Origin of the sequence: Pseudomonas cichorii (genome assembly GCF_015471405.1) — a bacterium.
GTDB classification, from domain to species: domain Bacteria; phylum Pseudomonadota; class Gammaproteobacteria; order Pseudomonadales; family Pseudomonadaceae; genus Aquipseudomonas; species Aquipseudomonas serbiensis.
Genome location: NZ_BLVZ01000010.1, coordinates 1 through 19,562 on the forward strand (window position 1 = coordinate 1; position 19,562 = coordinate 19,562).

17 protein-coding genes, 3 tRNA genes and 2 pseudogenes are annotated in these 19,562 nt (G+C 58.6%); 2 read left to right on the forward strand and 20 right to left on the reverse strand.

The window, feature by feature from the left end; translation table 11 throughout:
* Positions 1-108 (forward strand): annotated as a pseudogene (locus JL015_RS16575) (threonine dehydratase); the annotation flags it as partial.
* Positions 109-193: 85 nt separating this feature from the next.
* Here JL015_RS16575 and JL015_RS16580 read toward each other — a convergent pair.
* Together JL015_RS16580 and JL015_RS16585 are read right to left on the reverse strand one after the other, a co-directional pair.
* Positions 194-949: pseudogene (locus JL015_RS16580) on the reverse strand (DUF2242 domain-containing protein); the annotation flags it as partial.
* A 174-nt stretch (positions 950-1,123) separates the two neighbouring features.
* Positions 1,124-2,026, reverse strand: a complete 903-nt coding sequence (locus JL015_RS16585; protein ID WP_201019235.1) for a LysR family transcriptional regulator — start codon at positions 2,024-2,026, stop codon at positions 1,124-1,126.
* A 106-nt stretch (positions 2,027-2,132) separates the two neighbouring features.
* On the opposite strand from JL015_RS16585, the gene JL015_RS16590 reads away from it, so the two are divergent.
* Positions 2,133-3,011: an MBL fold metallo-hydrolase gene (locus JL015_RS16590; protein WP_201019236.1), complete on the forward strand. Its 879-nt coding sequence runs from the start codon at positions 2,133-2,135 to the stop codon at positions 3,009-3,011.
* 134 nt (positions 3,012-3,145) lie between these two features.
* Here the strand turns inward: JL015_RS16590 and JL015_RS16595 are convergent.
* The 18 genes from JL015_RS16595 to JL015_RS16680 all read right to left on the reverse strand — a co-directional run bounded on the left by JL015_RS16595 (position 3,146) and on the right by JL015_RS16680 (position 19,529).
* Positions 3,146-3,222: transfer RNA gene (locus JL015_RS16595), tRNA-Asp, on the reverse strand.
* 122 nt (positions 3,223-3,344) lie between these two features.
* Positions 3,345-3,421: transfer RNA gene (locus JL015_RS16600), tRNA-Asp, on the reverse strand.
* Between the two features lie 55 nt (positions 3,422-3,476).
* A tRNA-Val gene (locus JL015_RS16605) sits at positions 3,477-3,552 on the reverse strand.
* A gap of 173 nt (positions 3,553-3,725) precedes the next feature.
* The gene (locus JL015_RS16610; protein ID WP_201019392.1) at positions 3,726-4,490 is read right to left on the reverse strand and encodes an SDR family oxidoreductase; all 765 of its coding nucleotides are present in this window, start codon (positions 4,488-4,490) and stop codon (positions 3,726-3,728) included.
* Positions 4,491-4,501: 11 nt separating this feature from the next.
* Positions 4,502-5,713 carry an O-succinylhomoserine sulfhydrylase gene (locus JL015_RS16615; RefSeq protein ID WP_201019237.1) on the reverse strand — a complete coding sequence of 404 codons (1,212 nt, stop codon included), beginning with the start codon at positions 5,711-5,713 and terminating at the stop codon, positions 4,502-4,504.
* Between the two features lie 19 nt (positions 5,714-5,732).
* Positions 5,733-7,241, reverse strand: coding sequence for an amidophosphoribosyltransferase (gene purF, locus JL015_RS16620; RefSeq protein ID WP_200999720.1), 1,509 nt, complete (start codon positions 7,239-7,241; stop codon positions 5,733-5,735).
* A gap of 12 nt (positions 7,242-7,253) precedes the next feature.
* The gene (locus JL015_RS16625) at positions 7,254-7,841 is read right to left on the reverse strand and encodes a CvpA family protein (RefSeq protein ID WP_200999721.1); all 588 of its coding nucleotides are present in this window, start codon (positions 7,839-7,841) and stop codon (positions 7,254-7,256) included.
* Positions 7,842-7,927: 86 nt separating this feature from the next.
* Entirely contained in the window at positions 7,928-8,593 is a 666-nt protein-coding gene (locus tag JL015_RS16630; RefSeq protein WP_201019238.1) for an SPOR domain-containing protein, read from the reverse strand.
* A complete protein-coding gene (gene folC, locus JL015_RS16635; RefSeq protein ID WP_201019239.1) occupies positions 8,577-9,884 on the reverse strand; it encodes a bifunctional tetrahydrofolate synthase/dihydrofolate synthase in 1,308 nt (435 codons plus the stop codon). The genes JL015_RS16630 and folC overlap by 17 nt, the downstream gene beginning before the upstream one ends.
* Positions 9,881-10,801 carry an acetyl-CoA carboxylase, carboxyltransferase subunit beta gene (gene accD, locus JL015_RS16640; RefSeq protein WP_200999724.1) on the reverse strand — a complete coding sequence of 307 codons (921 nt, stop codon included), beginning with the start codon at positions 10,799-10,801 and terminating at the stop codon, positions 9,881-9,883. The genes folC and accD overlap by 4 nt, the downstream gene beginning before the upstream one ends.
* Before the next feature lie 238 nt (positions 10,802-11,039).
* The gene (locus JL015_RS16645; protein ID WP_200999725.1) at positions 11,040-11,660 is read right to left on the reverse strand and encodes a phosphoribosylanthranilate isomerase; all 621 of its coding nucleotides are present in this window, start codon (positions 11,658-11,660) and stop codon (positions 11,040-11,042) included.
* Positions 11,661-11,720: 60 nt separating this feature from the next.
* Positions 11,721-12,545, reverse strand: a complete 825-nt coding sequence (truA, locus tag JL015_RS16650; RefSeq protein WP_201019393.1) for a tRNA pseudouridine(38-40) synthase TruA — start codon at positions 12,543-12,545, stop codon at positions 11,721-11,723.
* 156 nt (positions 12,546-12,701) lie between these two features.
* Positions 12,702-15,569 (reverse strand): FimV family protein, encoded by a 2,868-nt coding sequence (locus tag JL015_RS16655; RefSeq protein WP_201019240.1) that lies wholly within the window; start codon positions 15,567-15,569, stop codon positions 12,702-12,704.
* 108 nt (positions 15,570-15,677) lie between these two features.
* On the reverse strand, positions 15,678-16,688 hold the full coding sequence (locus tag JL015_RS16660; RefSeq protein WP_201019241.1) for an aspartate-semialdehyde dehydrogenase: 1,011 nt from the start codon (positions 16,686-16,688) through the stop codon (positions 15,678-15,680).
* A gap of 84 nt (positions 16,689-16,772) precedes the next feature.
* Entirely contained in the window at positions 16,773-17,333 is a 561-nt protein-coding gene (locus JL015_RS16665; protein WP_201019242.1) for a DUF1285 domain-containing protein, read from the reverse strand.
* 9 nt (positions 17,334-17,342) lie between these two features.
* Complete coding sequence (locus JL015_RS16670; protein WP_201019243.1) at positions 17,343-17,945, reverse strand: DUF4823 domain-containing protein; 603 nt, start codon at positions 17,943-17,945, stop codon at positions 17,343-17,345.
* Positions 17,946-18,109: 164 nt separating this feature from the next.
* Positions 18,110-18,763 (reverse strand): TetR/AcrR family transcriptional regulator, encoded by a 654-nt coding sequence (locus JL015_RS16675; RefSeq protein ID WP_200999730.1) that lies wholly within the window; start codon positions 18,761-18,763, stop codon positions 18,110-18,112.
* A 121-nt stretch (positions 18,764-18,884) separates the two neighbouring features.
* On the reverse strand, positions 18,885-19,529 hold the full coding sequence (locus tag JL015_RS16680; RefSeq protein WP_201019244.1) for a LysE family translocator: 645 nt from the start codon (positions 19,527-19,529) through the stop codon (positions 18,885-18,887).
* Positions 19,530-19,562 lie beyond the last annotated feature (33 nt).

Genomic DNA, 19,562 nt, shown 5'->3' on the forward strand with positions numbered 1-19,562 from the left:
GTGGTGCCGGAAGAGGAACGGCATCTGGTGGGCGCAGCGCTGGAGGAGATTGGTTATCCGTATTGGGATGAGAGCCAGAATCCGGCGTACAAGCTGTTTCTGGGGTAAGCGATCGTAGGAGCGAATTCATTCGCGAAGCCTTTCGCGAATGAGCGGAGCGCCGCCCGATTCGCTCCTACGGGGGTTACTGATCTTCAGCGCTGAATGCCGCTGGCTCCGCAGGTGCTGCAACTGGTTCGCTGCTGACAGGTGTGGCCGGGGACTCTGGCGGTACCGTTTCGGCTTTCGGCTCAGCCTCGACCGGTTGAGGCGCCAAGGGAACCGGTGCCGGAACTGGAGCCGGTGCAGGAGCGGAAGCGGGAGCCGCTTCCGGCACGCCCAGATCAGCCTTGGGTTTCTCGACGATATGCGCAGCCTGCTTCACTTCTGGAGGCAGGAAATTTTCCACCAGCCCGAAAAAGCGCTCATAGAACTTGGCCGAAGCAACCGTCTCGCTGGCCACCTTGACCATCGAATCGTCGGTCGAGCCGATCGGCATCGATACCGAACCCAGCACGCCTACCCCCAGACTGGCCGAGTTGTTGGTTTTCTTCAGCGCATAACGGTCCTGCAAAGCGTTGGCGAACATGGTCGAACCGCCACCACCGACATCGGCCGCGCAGACAAGGTTGAAACTGATCTCGATATGAGTCTCGCCCGTCTGCTGGAAGCTCTTGCGACCGCTGATCATTTTCGGGTCATTGCTGGTAATGATATAGCCCTGGCTGAGCAACGCACGCCGTCCGGCCTCACAGGACGAATCATCGCTGGCCGGGTAACTTCTGGAAAAAGTCCCTGCATCATCGAAATGCTCATGATCGTAGACAGCCTGCTTGGGAGACGAACAGCCAGCAATAACCAGCAGGACGGACGTCCAGCACGCGGTACGAAAGCTCAGTAACTTAAACATCGAGGATCCTGGGGAAGATAACTGTCAGCAGAACTGCAGACCGGGGAAACGTCGGTAAGTCTGCAACAAGGCCAGCGCAGGATCAACGCAGACAGTGAAAAGATGCTGATACAAATGACGATTTTTTCGTGTCGGGGCTTTGCAATCAGCCACAAACGCTTGATCAGGTGCCTTTTAACCCCGATCCCACACCGGTTCAGGCGCAAAGCGTTCGGCGAGGAAGTCCAGCAGTGCCCGCAATGCCGATGACATGTGTTTTCGGGAGGTATAGACCGCGTAAATGCTCAGCTCCATTGGCTGGTAGTGGGTCAGCAGGGGTATCAGCCTGCCGTCCTGCATGAGCGGCGCCGCCAGATAGGTGGGGAGCAGCGCAATACCCGCTCCGCAAAGCGCAGCCTGCATGGTGGTGATCGAGTCATTGGTACTGAGGTTGCCCTGTACCGCAACGCTGCACGGCAAACCCTTGCGGGTGAAATGCCACAGGCTGCTGCTGTGGTAGGAATGGGTCAGGCAGTTATGCAGAGCCAGGTCTTCAATACTTTTAGGTCCGGAATGCGCCTGCAGATAAGCAGGCGATGCACAGACCACAGAGCGGCAGGTCGTCAGGCGGCGGGCAATCAGATTCGGGTCCAGGTCGTTGGTGATGCGAATCGCCAGGTCGAGGCGCTCATCGACCAGATTCACCGTGCGATCAAGCAACACCATGTCGACACGCACCTGCGAGTAGCGGCCAACGAACTCGGTGACGGCCTGGGTGAGCTGAGCCTGCCCAAAGGACGTGCTGGTGGTGATGCGCAGCAAGCCTTTGGGCTCATCCTCGGGCGCTGCCACGACGGCACGCATGTCTTCCGCCAAATCGAGCATCCGTCGACACAACGGCAAAACCTCGGCGCCAGCGGCAGTAAGGTTCAGTCGTCGGGTGGTGCGGTGCATCAGCCGGGCACCGGTCCACTCTTCAAGCTCGGCCAGGAATCTTGAAATGACAGGCCGCGACAATCCGAGCTTGTCGGCAGCCGCAGTCTGGCTGCCGCAATCAACGACCGTGACGAAAGCTTGCATGGCCTGCAATTTGTCCATTATTCGACCGGTTTCAGCAACAAATATGGGCCTAATCTAGCGTTTTTCAGTCTATAAATCTCAACTAATCTGGACTTCTCTTAATACAGCCCGGATGGAGATTTTCATGCTACCGCTATTTGCACGACGCTTTGTTGCCAGCATCGCCCTGCTCGGCTTCGCCGGCACCAGCCTGGCAGCACAGCCATTGAAGCTGGATGTCTACAACCCTGGAGCCGAGGCCATCTTCCCGGTGTCGTCGGTGCTGGTCACTGCCGAGAAAGATGCAATCCTGGTCGACGCACAATTTTCCACAACACAGGCCGAGCAGGTCGTGGAAAAGATCCGTAAAAGCGGCAAGAACCTCACCACCATCTACATCAGCCATGGCGACCCGGATTATTACTTCGGCCTGCAAGCCATTACCGAGGCCTACCCAAAGGCCAAGGTAGTGGCCAGTGCTGAAACGGTCGCTCACATCAAGGAAACCAAGGACGGCAAACTGGCCTACTGGGGACCGAAGCTGGGCGCTGGCGCACCGAGCAAGATCATCGTTCCCGAAGTCATTCAGGGCAGTAGCCTGAAGCTTGAAGGCCAGGACCTGCAGATCGTCGGCCTTGACGGCCCGCAGCCTGACCGGACGTTTGTGTGGGTTCCGTCAATCAAGGCGGTCATCGGCGGCGTGGTGCTGGCCAATAACATTCATGTGTGGATAGCCGACACTCAAAGTGCCAAATCGCATCAGGACTGGCTGGCAACCCTGGCCACCATCGAGAAACTGAAACCCGCAACCGTCGTTCCCGGCCACTTCCTGACAGGTGAACTCAAGTCGGAACAGGCACCTGCCTTTACCGCGAACTACATCAAGACCTTCGATGCAGAAACCGCCAAGGCCAAGGATTCCGCAGCGCTGATCCAGGCAATGAAAACTCATTACCCGAAACTGGGTGAGGAGTCTTCACTGGAACTCAGTGCCAAAGTAGCCAAAGGCGAAATGAAGTGGTGAACAAGAGTTGAATGACAAAGCTGCGCTTGTAATGAGCGCAGCTTTTTTTTGCATAAATCGCAGGCAAAAAAAAGCGACCGGTTAAGGTCGCTTTTTATTTTGCTTCAAGGAGTTCAAGGCCTTGAAGCTTTGTATGGCGCAGCGGACGGGACTCGAACCCGCGACCCCCGGCGTGACAGGCCGGTATTCTAACCGACTGAACTACCGCTGCGTATCGCTTGTGAAACTCTTTTAATCGACCTGAAACAAACTTTCGATAGTTTGAATCACTGCCTGATTGAACAACCATTGGGTTCTTCAATCCCTGATCCGGCGAACCCGATCTGGATAATATGGCGCAGCGGACGGGACTCGAACCCGCGACCCCCGGCGTGACAGGCCGGTATTCTAACCGACTGAACTACCGCTGCGCATGTGTTGCTTCAACTCTGAAAGCCCTCGTGAAACAGCTTCCAGACTCAACGATGGTGGGTGATGACGGGATCGAACCGCCGACCCTCTGCTTGTAAGGCAGATGCTCTCCCGGCTGAGCTAATCACCCTTTGCTTCGCTGAGGCCGCGAAATTTACGCACCTACCGAACCTAAGTCAATACCCTGCTTGAAGTTTTTTTAAAAAACACCTTTCAGAGATCAATTGCGGGCCACCAGCCAGAAACAAAAAAGGCGCGATCTCTCGCACCTTTGCTTGCAGCTTAAAGCCTGTAGCTCAAAACTCACTCCACATAAATCATCTTTCTGGTCATGCCACCATCGACCACGAACTCCTGGCCTGTGACGAATCCGGCATTCCGGGAAAGCAGCCAGGCCACCATGGCCGCGACATCATCCACGGTCCCTACCCTGCCAGCCGGATGCTGGGCGTGGTCGATTTCCGACAACGGCTCGGCACGACGCTGGGAAGGATCCCGCGCATCGATCCAGCCAGGACTCACGGCGTTGACGCGAATCTCCGGACCGAGACTGATGGCCAGCGCATGAGTCAGGGCCAGCAGGCCGCCCTTGCTCGCCGCGTAGGCCTCGGTATCGGGCTCGGACTGTCTGGCACGGGTCGAACTAAGATTGACGATGCTGCCGCAATGAGCGCGCAGATACGGCGCACAATGCTTGGCCAGCAGCATCGGACCGCTGAGGTTCACACCCAGCACTCGATTCCAGTGAGCCAGATCGAGGCTTTCGAGAGTGGTGTTATGGGGGTCGGCAACGGCCGCATTGCACACCAGCGCATCAAGGCGACCAAAGCGCCTGAGCACTTCGGCCACACCTGCGGCTACCTGATCCTCGCTGGCAACGTCCATGGCAATGAACAGGGCGTTGTCACCCAACACCCCGGCCACTTTGGCACCCCGTGAACGATCGAGGTCCGCCAGCACAACCTGCCAGCCTTCGGCGATCAACCAGGCAGCAATGCCAAGGCCGATCCCGCGTGCGGCTCCGGTAACCAGAGCCACCCGACCATTGTTGGTGCTGGCGATTTTCATCGCCCAATCGCTCACAACGCCGCCAGACCGCGTGCCAGATCAGCCTGAAGGTCTGCAACGTCTTCCAGGCCGACCGCAACCCGGATCAGGCTGTCACGAATCCCGGCAGCTTCACGCTCTTGAGGCGTCAGGCGACCATGGGACGTGGTACTCGGGTGAGTGATCGTGGTCTTGCTGTCGCCCAGGTTGGCAGTAATGGAAATCAGGCGCGTGGCATCGATGAAACGCCATGCTCCTTCCTTGCCACCCTTGACCTCAAAGCTCACCACGGCACCGAAACCCTTTTGCTGGCGCTGGGCCAACTCATGTTGCGGATGGCTCTTGAGCCCGGCGTAGTGAACCTTCTCGACACCTTCCTGCTGCTCAAGCCACTCGGCGACTGCCTGGGCATTGGCGCAATGAGCACGCATGCGCAGGCTCAGGGTTTCGAGACCCTTGAGGAAGATCCAGGCATTGAACGGACTCAGCGTTGGCCCGGCAGTACGCAGGAAACCGACCACTTCCTTCATCTGTTCGCTGCGCCCGGCCACCACACCACCCATGCAACGGCCCTGGCCGTCGATGAACTTGGTTGCCGAATGCACGACGATATCCGCACCCAGACGCAACGGCTGTTGCAGTGCTGGCGTGCAGAAGCAGTTGTCGACGACCAGCGTCGCGCCCTTGGCGTGAGCGATTTCCGCCAGTGCGGCGATATCCACCAGTTCGGCCAGCGGGTTGGACGGCGACTCGACGAACAACATTTTCGTGTTGCCCTTGATTGCCGCATCCCAGCCGGACAGGTCTGCCAGAGGCACGTAATCGACTTCGATACCGAAGCGCTTGAAGTACTTCTCGAACAGGCTGATGGTCGAGCCGAACACACTGCGCGACACCAGCACATGGTCGCCCGCACTGCACAGGCTCATGACCACCGAAAGGATCGCCGCCATGCCCGTTGCCGTGGCAACTGCCTGCTGCGCGCCTTCCAGCGCCGCGATGCGCTCCTCGAAGGAACGCACGGTCGGGTTGGTATAACGCGAATAGACGTTGCCTGGAACCTCACCCGCAAAACGCGCGGCTGCATCGGCAGCCGTACGGAACACATAGCTGGAGGTAAAGAACATCGGATCGCCATGCTCGCTTTCCGGCGTGCGATGTTGCCCGGCGCGTACGGCGAGGGTATCGAAACCCACGCCTTCAAGGTCGCTGTCCAGCCGACCGGCATCCCATTCCTGAGTCATGCCGTCACTCCTTGCTCGATTAGTTGTTGTACAGATCGATGATAGCGCTCACTGCCTGGCTTTTTACCTTGGAAGCGTCGTTGCGCGCATGCTCGATCTTGTTCAGATAATGCTCGTCGATATCGCCGGTCACGTACTTGCCGTCGAAGACCGAGCAGTCGAAGTTGTCGATCTTGATCTTCTTGCTACCACTGACCGCTTCAATCAGGTCAGTCAGATCCTGATAGATCAGCCAGTCGGCACCGATGAGGTCGGCAACGTCCTGAGTGGTGCGGTTGTGGGCAATCAGTTCATGAGCACTCGGCATATCGATGCCGTAGACGTTGGGGTAACGCACTGCCGGAGCAGCCGAACAGAAGTAGACATTCTTGGCACCCGCTTCGCGAGCCATCTGAATGATCTGCTTGCAGGTGGTACCGCGCACGATGGAGTCATCCACCAGCATCACGTTCTTGCCGCGGAACTCCAGCTCGATGGCGTTGAGCTTCTGGCGCACGGATTTCTTGCGTGCAGCCTGACCCGGCATGATGAAGGTACGGCCAATGTAACGGTTCTTGACGAAACCTTCGCGGAACTTGACGCCCAGGTGATTGGCCAGCTCCAGCGCAGCCGTGCGGCTGGTGTCCGGAATCGGGATAACCACATCGATATCGTGATCGGGACGCTCGCGCAGGATCTTGTCCGCCAGTTTCTCGCCCATGCGCAGACGCGCCTTGTAGACCGAGATGCCGTCGATGATCGAGTCCGGGCGCGCCAGATAGACGTGCTCGAAGATGCACGGTGCATATTTCGGGTTGGCCGCACACTGACGGGTGAACAGCTTGCCGTCTTCAGTGATGTAAACCGCTTCGCCCGGAGCCAGGTCGCGAATCAGGGTAAAGCCCAGCACGTCCAGGGACACGCTTTCGGAGGCGATCATGTACTCGACGCCTTCGTCGGTATGACGCTGACCGAACACGATGGGACGAATGGCGTCCGGGTCGCGGAAACCGACAATGCCGTAGCCGGTGATCATCGCCACAACGGCGTAGCCACCACGGCAACGGTTATGCACGTCGGTCACGGCCGCGAAGATGTCTTCTTCGGTGGGCTGCAACTTGCCACGCACGGCCAGTTCATGGGCGAAGACGTTGAGCAACACTTCCGAGTCGGAGCTGGTGTTGACGTGGCGCAGGTCAGATTCGTAAATCTCCTTGGCCAGTTGCTCGACGTTGGTCAGGTTGCCGTTGTGCGCCAACGTGATGCCATAAGGCGAGTTGACATAAAACGGCTGGGCTTCGGCCGAAGTCGAGCTGCCCGCAGTTGGATAGCGCACATGACCAATCCCCATGTGCCCGACCAGACGCTGCATATGGCGCTGATGGAACACATCACGCACCAGACCATTGTCCTTGCGCAGAAATAACCGGCCTTCATGACTGGTCACGATACCGGCAGCGTCCTGGCCGCGGTGCTGGAGGACGGTGAGCGCGTCATACAGCGCCTGATTGACGTTCGACTTACCGACGATACCGACGATGCCACACATGCGACACAACCCCTACTTAGTGGAACTTGATTTACCAAGCACTTCCTGCGGCATTGCAGCCGGCAGGATCTGCTCCTTGAACGGCAGCTCAGCAGGAACGCTGATGCCGCTGGCGAGCCACTTGCTGGACATCCCGAGAATCAGGTTTTTCGACCAGTCAGCAACCATGAGAAATTGCGGCAGCAGCCTTGACTGCTGCCACCATTGATCCTGTTGTACCGGGCCCAGGCTCAATAGCCCGACCGCTACAACGACAAGCAGGCCTCCGCGCGCAGCGCCGAAGACCATACCGAGAAAACGATCCGTCCCCGAAAGCCCGGTGACGCGAACCAGTTCGCCGATAAGAAAATTGACCATGGCGCCGACCAGCAATGTGGCGACGAACAGGATGATGCAGCTCGCAATCACGCGGGCTGAAGGTGTCTCTATGTAATTGACCAGATACTGGGACAGCCCCGCTCCGAACATCCAGGCAACAACGCCCGCGATGATCCAGGTCAGCAGAGACAAGGCTTCCTTGACGAAGCCGCGCTTGATGCTGATCAGAGCGGAGATGGCGACAATTCCGATAATCGCCCAGTCAACCGGAGTAAATGGCACGGTGCAGCCTACAGACTGATGAGGCGGCGCATTTTAGCAGAGCGCCCGCCTGCCGGTAAGCTGCGATTCGCGATGCGATGCGACTTTTAGCCACGCTCTGGCTGAAAGCGCACCACAATTCCCTTGAGTTTCTGCTGTTTGTCCAGCTGATCGCGCAGACGATCGGCTTCGGCACGTTCGATCAACGGTCCGACAAACACCCGGTTCACACCATCGGCGGTACGAATGTAAGCGTTGTAGCCTTGGGCACGCAGGGTCTTTTGCAGATTATCGGCGTTGGCACGATTGGACATGCTGGCCAACTGTACAGACCAGCTCACCGAAAGCCCGTTGGCATCGACACCGCCCGCAGCCGCCTTGGCAGTGGCTGGTGCAGTAGCAGCAGGAGTGGCAGGCGCCGGAGCTGGAGTCGGGGCTGGAGCCGGTTTGGCAGGTTTGGGCGCCGGCACCGGTGCAGCAGCCACAGGAGGAGCAGGTGCGATCGGCATCGATGGCGGCAACTGGCTGGCCACGCTGGCGCCCTCTTCACCCGGCACAGGTTCCTGCGGCAGGATTTGCGGCTCGGGCACCGGTACCGGCTCCACCTTGACCTGCGGAACAACCGGAGCCTGAGGCGCAGAAGGTGCTTCGACCTGTACCTGACGCACCTCGTCCTGACGTGTGAACAGCATCGGCAGAAAGATGACCGCCACAGCAATCAGAACCAGGGCACCTACCATTCGCTGCTTGAATACTTTATCCAGCAAAGCCATTTGCAGCTTCCTCATCGGTGTACCGGGCCAACCACTCCAGAGCCTCGGCCACACAGTAAAAAGATCCGAACAGCAAAATCTCGTCATCGGCCGTCGCGTTTGCGCATTGGGCTTCAAGCGCCAGCGCAACACTGTCGTAAGACGCTACTTCAGCGCCAAGGTTCTGCAGCACCGACTGCAATTGTCCGGCAGATCGGCTGCGAGGCGTAGGCAGTGGCGCCACCGCCCAGCTCTGGATACTGGAAACCAGCTCCTCAGCCACACCCTCCAGATCCTTGTCCGACAGCAGGCCAAACACCGCAAGGCGTTTGCCGAGCACAGGCCGCTGAGCCATGCGCTGCGCCAGAAACCGCGCAGCATGCGGGTTGTGACCAACATCGAGCAACAGGTTCAAGGTCTTGCCCTGCCACTGGAACACACGGCGATCAAGACGACCGGTAATCCGCGCAGCCGACAATGCAGAGCCAATGATCTCGGGTTGCCATGGCATATCCAGTAACAGATAAGCCTGGAGTGCCAGTGCAGCATTCTCCATCGGCAGATCCAGCAAAGGCAGACCGGAAAGCTCGACCACCTGACCCGCCTTGTCACGGCCACGCCAGTTCCAGCCCTGACCTGTAACGGTCAGGTCGAAGTCACGGCCACGCAATGACAAGGGACAGCCTAGCCGATCCGCCTGCTCAAGCAATGGCGCAGGAGGATCAAGATCGCCACAAAGTGCCGGACGGCCCTGACGGAAAATACCCGCCTTCTCGAAGGCAACCGACTCACGAGTATTGCCCAGCCAGTCGGCATGATCGATACCGATACTGGTCACCAGCGCGAGATCGGCATCCACCAGATTCACGGCATCCAGGCGACCGCCCAGACCGACTTCCAGCACGACAGCATCCAGACGGGCCTGCTCGAACAGCCAGAAAGCAGCGAGCGTACCCATCTCGAAATACGTCAGGGTGATATCGCCACGCGCCGCCTCGACAGCGGCAAAGGCATCACAGAGTTCGGCATCGGAAGCTTCGACACCCTGCACCTGCACACGCTCGTTATAGCGCAGCAGATGCGGAGAACTGTAGACACCCACCTTGAGGCCCTGGGCCTGAAGCAAGGCTGCAACGAATGCGCATGTCGAGCCCTTGCCGTTGGTGCCGGTTACCGTGACAACCCGAGGCGCAGGCCGGGTAAGCCCCAGTTGCTGCGCCACCTGTCGCGAACGATCCAGCCCCATGTCGATGGCCGAGGGATGCAGTTGCTCCAGATAGGCGAGCCAGTCGCCCAGGGTTTCAGGGGTCATACAGTGGCCGGTGCCGGTGGAACGACTATAGGCTCAAGAACAGGCGCGACGAACTTGGGAGTCGGCAGGTTCATCATCTGAGCCAGCAGCTTGCCCAGACGCGGACGCAGTTCACTGCGCGGGATGATCAAGTCGATGGCGCCATGGTTCAGCAGGAACTCGCTGCGCTGGAAGCCTTCAGGCAGTTTTTCGCGAACGGTCTGCTCGATGACGCGAGGGCCTGCGAAACCGATCAGGGCCTTTGGCTCGGCAACGATGACATCGCCCAGCATCGCCAGACTGGCGGATACACCACCGTAGACCGGGTCGGTCAGCACGGAAATGAACGGCAGGCCTTCTTCACGCAGACGCGCCAGAACAGCCGAAGTCTTGGCCATCTGCATCAGGGATATCAGGGCTTCCTGCATGCGGGCACCGCCGGAAGCAGCAAAGCAGACCATCGGGCAGCGATTTTCCAGCGCATAGTTGGCAGCACGTACGAAACGCTCGCCAACGATTGCACCCATCGAACCGCCCATGAAGGAAAACTCGAACGCCGACACCACGACAGGCATGCCCAGCAGGGTACCGCTCATGGAGATCAGGGCATCTTTCTCGCCGGTCTGCTTCTGCGCACCGACCAGACGATCCTTGTACTTCTTGCTGTCACGGAATTTCAGGCGATCCACCGGCTCCAGATCCGCACCCAGCTCGGCGCGACCTTCGGCATCCAGGAAGATGTTCAGGCGGGCACGAGCGTCGATACGCATGTGGTGGTTGCACTTGGGGCAGACGTCCAGGGTCTTTTCAAGCTCAGGGCGATAAAGCACCGCTTCGCAGGAAGGACATTTATGCCAAAGCCCTTCGGGGACCGAGCTTTTCTTGACCTCGGAACGCATGATCGAAGGGATCAGTTTGTCTACCAACCAGTTGCTCATGCTTTATTTCTCCAGTACCGGTTTGGCTCCCACGCCTGGCGTTCGACACCAGGCGCATGCCCTTAGCTTAAATTCGTATAGGTGGCGGTGATGACGGGCAGCGGTCGGCAAGACCTGCATGACCCTCGACCCCACTGTTAATCGGCGACACACGCAAATGCAGTCGCTCGTTCAATCCGACCCGCATACTTATGGCGGGGACAGGCTTATGGACGGCGGCAAAGCGCCAACCGTCACATCAAGCGCCGTGGACCGCACTCATGAAGGCAAGAATCTTGTCGCGATCCTTGATGCCCTTGCTCTTTTCGACGCCACCACTGACATCGACGGCATATGGCCTGACCTGGGTAATGGCTTGCGCCACGTTGGCAGAAGTCAGCCCGCCAGCCAGGATGACCGGCTTGTCCAGGTCATCGGGAATCAATGCCCAGTCGAAGGTTTCGCCTGTACCACCGGGCACGCCATCAACATAGGTATCGAGCAGGACTCCGCGAGCGTTGACGTAGGTACGGCAGATGGCAGCAATGTCATCACCCGCCTTGACCCTGAGCGCCTTGATGTAGGGACGGTGGTAGCCATCGCACTCTTCGGGTGTTTCATCGCCATGAAACTGCAGGAGATCCAGCGGCACGGCATCCAGGGTTTCATTGAGCTCGCAACGACTGGCATTGACGAATAACCCGACGGTGGTGATGAAGGGCGGCAATGCGGCGATGATCGCCCGCGCCTGCTGCACATTCACGGCCCGCGGACTTCTGGAGTAGAACACCAGACCGATGGCATCCGCGCCCGCCTCGACGGCAGCCAGAGCATCCTCTATGCGGGTAATCCCGCAGATCTTGCTGCGAACGGCTGACATGTGGTGAAAACCTCAGACCTTTCGGAAAGTCCCGGATGTTAGCAAATGCTTTTCGGGTCGTCAGCCGTCAAGTTCGCTGAAGCCTGTAAGAAAGTGCGGACCGATGTAGCGATCCGGCAGCGCAAACTCATCCCTGTACTCGACTTGCACCAGATACAGTCCGTAAGGATGCGCCGTGACGCCACCGGTACGGCGGACGCGGCTTTCCAGTACATCACGCGCCCACTCCACAGGCCTCTCCCCTGCCCCGATGGTCATCAGCACACCCGCGATATTGCGCACCATATGGTGCAGGAAGGCATTGGCCCGCACATCGATGACAATCATCTTGCCATGCCGGGTGACACGCAAATGGTGCAACTGCTTGACGGGCGACTTGGCCTGACACTGCCCGGCACGGAAGGCGCTGAAGTCATGGGTGCCGACCAGATACCGGGCAGCCTCGGCCATGCGCTCGACGTCCAGCGGCCGGTGATTCCAGGTGATTTCCTGGCCAAGGTGCGCAGGGCGAATCTGGTCGTTGTAGATCACGTAGCGATAACGACGTGCAATCGCCTTGAAGCGCGCATGGAAATGAGCCGGCATGACCCTGGCCCACGTGACGCTGATATCGTGAGGCAGATTGATATTGGCGCCCATGACCCAGGCTTTCATCGTCCGTTCGGCCCGGGTATCGAAATGCACAACCTGCCCGCAGGCATGCACACCCGCATCTGTACGCCCTGCGCACATCAGCGAAACGGGTGAGGCCGCGACTTTGGACAAGGCATCCTCAAGGGTTTCCTGCACCGTCAGAACGCCAGACGCCTGACGCTGCCAGCCGCAATAACGCGAGCCCTTGTATTCCACGCCCAGCGCGATTCGGGAAAAGCCCTCGGCAGCCATCTCGGCGGCCGGGTTGTCTATGTTCGCCAAGGTGCTACAGCCTGTGAGTCTGCGAAAAGGCGGCCATTATACGGGCGTCGAAAAAAGACGCCAGTGAGCAGACACGCAAATGAAAACGGCCGCAAAAGCGGCCGTTCCAGTGCAGCAGAACATGAATCAGGCCAGACGCGCCAACATCTCGCGCGCTTCACTCTTCTGCCCGTCATCCCCTTCGCTGACCACTTCATCGAGAATATCCCGAGCGCCGTCGGCATCGCCCATATCGATGTAGGCCCGCGCCAGATCCAGCTTGGTCGCTGCTTCGTCGACACCCGACAGGAAGTCGAACTCGGGCTCGTCTTCAAGCGCAGCATCTTCAGCCGTGAAACGAGGCTCATCGAGCGGTGGATGCTCAAGGTTCTGCGAGAGACGATCCAGTTCCGCGTTGACGTCTTCGATCTCGGAAGCGAAGGCCTGGCTCGCCTGATCGGTTTCGATCTCGTCAGCCAGTGACAGATCGAAGTCCTCAGGCAGTTCCAGATCCTCCAGAGATGAAGGTGCCGGCTCACCCAGATCAAGCGGATCCTCGCCCAGGCTCAGCAAGACATCATCCTCTGCCTTGAGCGCTGGCTCCTCTTCCGAGAGATCCAGATCGAAATCGGCCAGATCATCAACCCCTGCCGCGGCCTGGGCATCTTTCTGCTGCTGCATGATGGACTCGAAACTCAGCTCATCGTCAGCACTCACAGCCGGAACAATCGGCTCATCCAGCAGCAGATCGTCCAGATCGTTGATCGTGGAAACCTCAGCCACTGGCGCTTCCTCGAACTCGTCCAGGCTCAGATCGAAATCATGATCGAACGGATCGTCCTCTTCTGCTACAGGCTCAGGCACCACAGGCGCAGGCTGCTCGGCAACCAGCTCCGGCTCCGGCTCAAGGTCAATCTCCGGTTCTGGAGCAAGCTCAGGCTCGGGTTCAGGAGCAAGCTCAGGCGTCGGATCTTCAGGATCCTCAGCCAGAAGCTCTTCCACGTACTTGGCATCCAGTTCCGCCGCAACGGCCGCGGCCGTCACAGCAGCCGCCGCTGCCGCAACAGCAACCTCAGGGGCCACTGTCGGTGCAGGCGCTGGCGCAGGAGCCGGCTCAAGTGCAGCAGGCGCCGGAACAGGTTCAACAGCTACCGGAGCCTTTGCCAGCTCTGGCGCCTTCTCGGTCGAGTCTCGATCCTTTAGCTGCTCGACCTCAGCATTACGCTTTCCCGCAGCCACCAACTTCCGCTCATGGGCCGCATAGGCTTTGTTGTTACCTTGCTCGGAGTAGATTTCCATCAGCTTGCGGCGAATGTCATCACGCGCCGGATCTTCCTTGACCGACTCTTCAAGCAATTCGATAGCCTGATTCATCCGACCGTAGGCAATATGGATCTCGGCCTGTACCAACGGATCAGCCGGACGCTCACGGGACGCCGCAGCGGCAGCAGCCGGAGCTGCGCCCATCTTGACGTTCGGTGGCGGCACATCGAGCCCATCGAAGCTGGCTTGCGGCACATCCATGTCCATATCGGAAACGAAATCGGACTCTTCAGCCAAGGCTCGCGCCATTCGCTTGTGCTTTTCAGCCTCGGCCTTGGCATTGCGACGACGCGCCAGGAACAACAGCAACAGCGCCAGAACCAGAAGAACACCGCCACCAATCAGCCCCAGCAATACAGGATTGTTGAGGATGTTGTTGAGCGGATCTTCTTCCTGGGCAGGGACAGGTTCGACGGCCAACGGTTGCTCCGCAGGCGGTGTCGCTACCTGAGCGGCACCGGCTGGCAAGGCATCTTCAGGGGCCACTTCACCCGCTGGCTTGAGCGGCGCACCATTGGCGTCGACCAGTGCAGCCGGCACCGCAGGATTGACTGGCGCAGCAGCACCCGCCTGAACCTTGGCCAGTTGATCGTTCTTGAGTTCGATGAGGCGCTGCAATTTGTCGAGCTGACTTTGCAGATCGTTCATGCGGCTTTTCAGCTCGGCATTGTCACGACGCGAAGTATCCAGCGCCTCCTGAGCCACGGCCAGCTTGTTGCTCAGATCACCATTGCCTGCCGCGCCCTGGGCAGCAGGCTTGCCGTTTGCAGAAACCAGACTGAGGTTGTCACGGGTTTCAACCTGCGACGGAGCCGCACCGGCTCGCGCACGACGGGTTGCATCCACCTGACGGGTGCCCGCCGGCAGACGACGCCCTTCGCGCCAGGCACGATATTGCTGGGATACTTCCGCAAGCGCCTGAGGCTGAGGCAGCGCAGTGGTCTGCTGAGGGGTCGGCAGACGCAGCACCTGGCCTTTTTTCAGGCGGTTGATATTGCCGCCGATGAAAGCGTCAGGGTTAAGCGCCTGAATTGCCAGCATGGTCTGCTGAACCGTACCGCCCGTACGAACCTTGGCGGCAATTTCCCACAGCGTATCGTTGTTGGTGGTGACGTATTGCGCAGGCTTGTCCACGGCTGGAGGCGGCAACGCTGCCTCGGGCGCCGGGGCTGGGGCAGGAGGCGTGGCGGGTGCCGGAGCAGCCACAGGCGGCGCAACCGATGGCAACTGCGCAGGAGCTGCCGGAGCGACAGGTGCTGCGGCTGCGGCAGCTGCGGCGGCCTCTGGCGAGAACTTCGGTGGATCCAGCAACAGGCTGTATTCACGCAGCAACCGGCCATTAGGCCATAGCACCTGAACCAGGAACTTCACATAGGGATCGCGCACCGGCTTGCTGGAAGTAATGCGCAACACGCTTTTACCGCTGGCATTGATAACCGGGGTAAAAGTCAGGTCATTGAGAAATGCCTGTCGCGTCACACCCGCCTGCGCAAAGTCGGCAGTAGTTGCCAGACTGGGAACTACTTGCGCGGCATCCAGACCCTGTGCCTGAGTCAATTCAATTTCGGCTACCAAAGGCTGGTTCAGGGTCGACTTTACCGACAATTCCCCGAGCCCCAACGCCTGCGCCATCCCAGATGACAGCGCCGAAGCCGCAGCAATTGCTAATACCAGTTTACGAACCTGAACCATAGCCCATCCCTTGTTTAAAGATTCCCCGGTATCCGGGGAGGTAGTCCTGCATTGGGTGTAAGGCATAGCGCCGCTAGAAATATTCTTCGAATTGTTGCCAAGTATCTTTTACACATAGCCTTTTATCAACAATTCGCCAACCTGCACAGCATTCAAAGCGGCTCCTTTGCGAACATTATCCGAAGTAATCCACAAATCAAGTTGCTCCGGGTCGTCTATTCCCGCCCGAACACGCCCTACATAAACCACGTCCTGGCCTACCGCATCGCCTACCGGCGTCGGGTAATCGCCTGCGTCGACCAGCTCGATACCCGGTGCAGATTCAAGTAATTCATTAACCAGTGCGATATCAACCGGGCCTGCGGCCTGTACCGAGATACTGAAGCTGTCACCAAAGAACACCGGCACCTGAATACAACTGGCCGAAATCTTTAGTGCAGGCAGTACCAGCAACTCACGAAGCTCATCGACCAGCCGCCTTTCAAGCGGAACATGGCCTGACTCATCCGGCGTGCCGACTTGCGCCAACAGGTTGAAAGCCATCTGGCGATCGAAAAAGCGTGTTTCCAGAGGGCGGACATTGAGCAATTCGGTGGTCTGGCGCGCCAGTTCGGCAACCCCTTCACGACCCAGCGTGGATACGGCAAGACAGGCAGTGACATTGACCCGCACGATATCCAGAGCACTGCGCAACGGTGCCAGCGCCAGCGCCAACGCTGTGGCCGACGCGCTTGGGCTGCTGACCAGATGGGGGCCGGCATTCGCGGCGAGCAAGTAGCCATTGACCTCAGGCACCAGTCGGGGCGCCTGGCTGGCAGGCAGAGCGCCGGACAGATCCACCACCGAACAACCAGCGGCAATGGCACGGGATGCGAAACTCAGGCTGACGGCTGGACCGGCAGCGAAAAACGCCAGCCGGACCTTGCTGAAATCGAACTCATCGACTTCACGCACGCGAACATTCTTGCCCCTGAACGGCACGGAATGCCCTGCCGATTCGGAACTGGCCAGCAGATACAGATTGGCGACAGGAAAATCACGTTCTTCCAGAATCTGGACGATGGTTTCGCCGACAGTACCGGTGGCGCCGATCACGGCGATATCAAAGGACTGACTCATGCAAAAACCTCAGGCAAAACAGGGAGCGGCACTTTAACTGTCGCGATGCCAGCAGGCAATTAACCCTGCAGGCAAGGGACAGACTCAGGGCTCCAGGCCAATAGTGAAGAATGAGCCATGGCTCCATACACCCAGCCAGCTCTGGCCGTCCACCTGACGCGAAACCGCCAGTTCGACCAGTTCATAAAACACATTACGGTGGATCAGCGCTTCAAGATTGTTGCGCACATGCACATAAGGCGAGGGCTCTTGGGTGACAGGATCGATCAAGACCCGAATCGGATGATCTGGCCCGGCCTCGACTTCATCCTCGACATGAGTGACAAAACGCAGAATCTGCTCTTCACCCTCACCACTCACGTGCAGGCCGACCGCCACGAAAGGTGCATCATCGACCTTGATGCCCACCTTCTCCACGGGAGTGATGAGGAAATAATCATCGCCATCACGACGCAGGATGGTGGAGAACAGACGGACCATGGGCTTGCGGCCAATCGGCGTGCCCAGGTAGTACCAGGTGCCGTCCCGGGCGATACGCATGTCGATATCGCCACAGAAATCAGGGTTCCACAAATGAACAGGCGGTAGCCCTCTGGTTGCGGGGATCTGCGAAAGCAGATCGCTGGCCTTGCCTGAATCACTCATGTCTTGCCTCTAGCGCTCTACACCCAACAACATACGAGCGTAGTCCTCAAGGGGCGGACCAAGCAAATCTTCAGGCTTGGTATCGTAAAGTGTCAGCAATCCGCCACGGCTGCGAATCCGGGCGCTGTCTATCAGATAACGAGTACTGGTTTCGATCAGCATCAACTGGATGACGCCACGGTCGATACCCAGGCGATCCACGGCTTCCTGATCGGCCCATTCATCGTAGGTCCCGATACGGTCATCAGCCTTGGCAAAGCGCGTGTAGAGCAAGTAGTGCGCACCGGCACTGCGCGCTTCGGTCATCGCCTCATCCAGACCTATCGGTGCCTGGGCACGGCGGACCATGGGGAAGTATTCGACAAAGCCTTTGAATGTTTCTTCAGCGACCACATTGGGACGCGGATAAGCACGGCCAGGCGGCACGAAAGCGCCCTGGGCGATATAGATGAAGGAGTCCGGCTGAACGCGCCAGTTACCCAGACGACGGGTTTCACTGTGATCGAGCAGGCCCGCATCGCTGAACTGCTCACGAACCCCCTCCCCCATATCACTGACTTTCATGCAACCACTCAACGCCAACAGCGTCAGCAATAAAACCAGGCTACGCATCATACCCTCCCAGATGCCGGTGACGGAAAACCGGCGAATGGTCGTCGGATGCAGCTTCCGCGCCAAACAAGACGCGAGAGGATCAATGTGGGAGCGAATTCATTCGCGAGAGGCCGATGAATCCTACAAATGTGGGAGCCAGCCATCAGACCTTTGAAATAGCCCTACAGGTCCGGTTTTGCATCCGGCAGTGGATCGCTGTCGCGCTTGCGCTTGTTGCCCATGCGCACGCCGATATCCATGAGGAAGTGGAAAAAGCCTTCCTGATCTTCCAGCACATTGCTCCAGAACGGCGAGTGATACAGCGCCACAGCGCCATGCACCAGCGCCCAGGCAGCACAGTAGTGGTAATACGGAGGCACATCTTCAAGCTTGCCTTCGGTAATCCGCCCTTTTATCAGCAAGGTCAGATGCTCGAAGTTCGAGGCGCGGATCTTGTGCAGCTCTTCAACCAGTTCGGGAACCTGATTGCCCTTGACGACTTTTTCTTCCAGACGATCGAAGAGGCGATAACGCTGCGGGTCGCGCATGCGGAACTCGAAGTAGGCACGCGACAGCGCCTCCTTGTCCTTGTCGACGTCGGCAGAGTGCAGCAGCTCGTTCAAGTCGCGCTCGTAGTCGAGCATCAGCCGCAGATAGATCTCGGCCTTGGACTTGAAGTGCTTGTAGATCGTGCCTTTGCCTATGCCTACGGCATCCGCGATCATCTCGACGGTGACACTGTCTTCACCCTGTTCAAGGAACAGCTTTAGCGCGGTGTCGAGAATTTCCTGCTCACGGCGGCGAAATTCACGGATCTTACGAGGTTCTTTCTGCATAAGAAGATCTGTAGGGATCAAAATCGAAGCCGCGTATTATGCCCAAATGGCGCCAGATTGCACGGATCATCCGACCATCTCACCGCATATGGATGAATTGACGCCGCAATTACCCTTCTGGCTACTCAAGCGCAGGCCGCCCCACGAACTCCATGTAGCCGGTAATCACAACGTAAAGAGTGAAATAGGCAAAGATCAACGCCGAGGCAATATAAGACCACTTCAGCATCTTCTCGCCCATGAGCCGCCCACCCTGATGAGCCAGCGCGCACAGGGTAATCGACCAGACTACGCCCGCCGCGAGAAACCCTGCCAGAAAGGACGAAGCACTCGACAGGTCCGAGCCTTGCCGGGCAATCAGCGCCCCGCCAACTGCCGCGAACCACAGAATCGCACTGGGCGAAGACATGGCCAGGAAAATGCCGCGAAAGAACAACGATGGTGCCGTAGTACCCAGCTGTGCGCCCCCGCTTTCGATACCGGCACTGACACCAACTGCACTTTTCATCATTTTGAAGCACAGGTAAGCCAGTACCGCCGAACCTCCCAGCCAGAGCACATAGCGCACCGCTTCATATTGCAGAAGGACAGCCATGCCCAGCATGGCCAGAACGGCGTACACCAGATCCCCTACGCAAGTCCCCAACCCCAGCCACAGCCCCCTGGAAAACCCTCGCTGCATTGAAAGCGTGATCATCGCGATATTGGCCAGCCCGATGTCCAGACACAGCGAAAGACTCAGCAGGAAACCATTGGAAAACTCCACTCACAACCTCGAAAACTCAGCCACCCTTGCAGT

What these genes read in the sequence shown, in the direction of transcription:
- JL015_RS16585 (WP_201019235.1), bottom strand. Translation starts at nt 2,026, where the DNA reads ATGGACAAATTGCAGGCCATGCAAGCTTTCGTCACGGTCGTTGATTGC.
- JL015_RS16590 (WP_201019236.1), top strand. Translation starts at nt 2,133, where the DNA reads ATGCTACCGCTATTTGCACGACGCTTTGTTGCCAGCATCGCCCTGCTC.
- JL015_RS16610 (WP_201019392.1), bottom strand. Translation starts at nt 4,490, where the DNA reads ATGAAAATCGCCAGCACCAACAATGGTCGGGTGGCTCTGGTTACCGGA.
- JL015_RS16615 (WP_201019237.1), bottom strand. Translation starts at nt 5,713, where the DNA reads ATGACTCAGGAATGGGATGCCGGTCGGCTGGACAGCGACCTTGAAGGC.
- purF (WP_200999720.1), bottom strand. Translation starts at nt 7,241, where the DNA reads ATGTGTGGCATCGTCGGTATCGTCGGTAAGTCGAACGTCAATCAGGCG.
- JL015_RS16630 (WP_201019238.1), bottom strand. Translation starts at nt 8,593, where the DNA reads ATGGCTTTGCTGGATAAAGTATTCAAGCAGCGAATGGTAGGTGCCCTG.
- folC (WP_201019239.1), bottom strand. Translation starts at nt 9,884, where the DNA reads ATGACCCCTGAAACCCTGGGCGACTGGCTCGCCTATCTGGAGCAACTG.
- accD (WP_200999724.1), bottom strand. Translation starts at nt 10,801, where the DNA reads ATGAGCAACTGGTTGGTAGACAAACTGATCCCTTCGATCATGCGTTCC.
- JL015_RS16645 (WP_200999725.1), bottom strand. Translation starts at nt 11,660, where the DNA reads ATGTCAGCCGTTCGCAGCAAGATCTGCGGGATTACCCGCATAGAGGAT.
- truA (WP_201019393.1), bottom strand. Translation starts at nt 12,545, where the DNA reads ATGGCTGCCGAGGGCTTTTCCCGAATCGCGCTGGGCGTGGAATACAAG.
- JL015_RS16655 (WP_201019240.1), bottom strand. Translation starts at nt 15,569, where the DNA reads ATGGTTCAGGTTCGTAAACTGGTATTAGCAATTGCTGCGGCTTCGGCG.
- JL015_RS16660 (WP_201019241.1), bottom strand. Translation starts at nt 16,688, where the DNA reads ATGAGTCAGTCCTTTGATATCGCCGTGATCGGCGCCACCGGTACTGTC.
- JL015_RS16665 (WP_201019242.1), bottom strand. Translation starts at nt 17,333, where the DNA reads ATGAGTGATTCAGGCAAGGCCAGCGATCTGCTTTCGCAGATCCCCGCA.
- JL015_RS16670 (WP_201019243.1), bottom strand. Translation starts at nt 17,945, where the DNA reads ATGCGTAGCCTGGTTTTATTGCTGACGCTGTTGGCGTTGAGTGGTTGC.
- JL015_RS16675 (WP_200999730.1), bottom strand. Translation starts at nt 18,763, where the DNA reads ATGCAGAAAGAACCTCGTAAGATCCGTGAATTTCGCCGCCGTGAGCAG.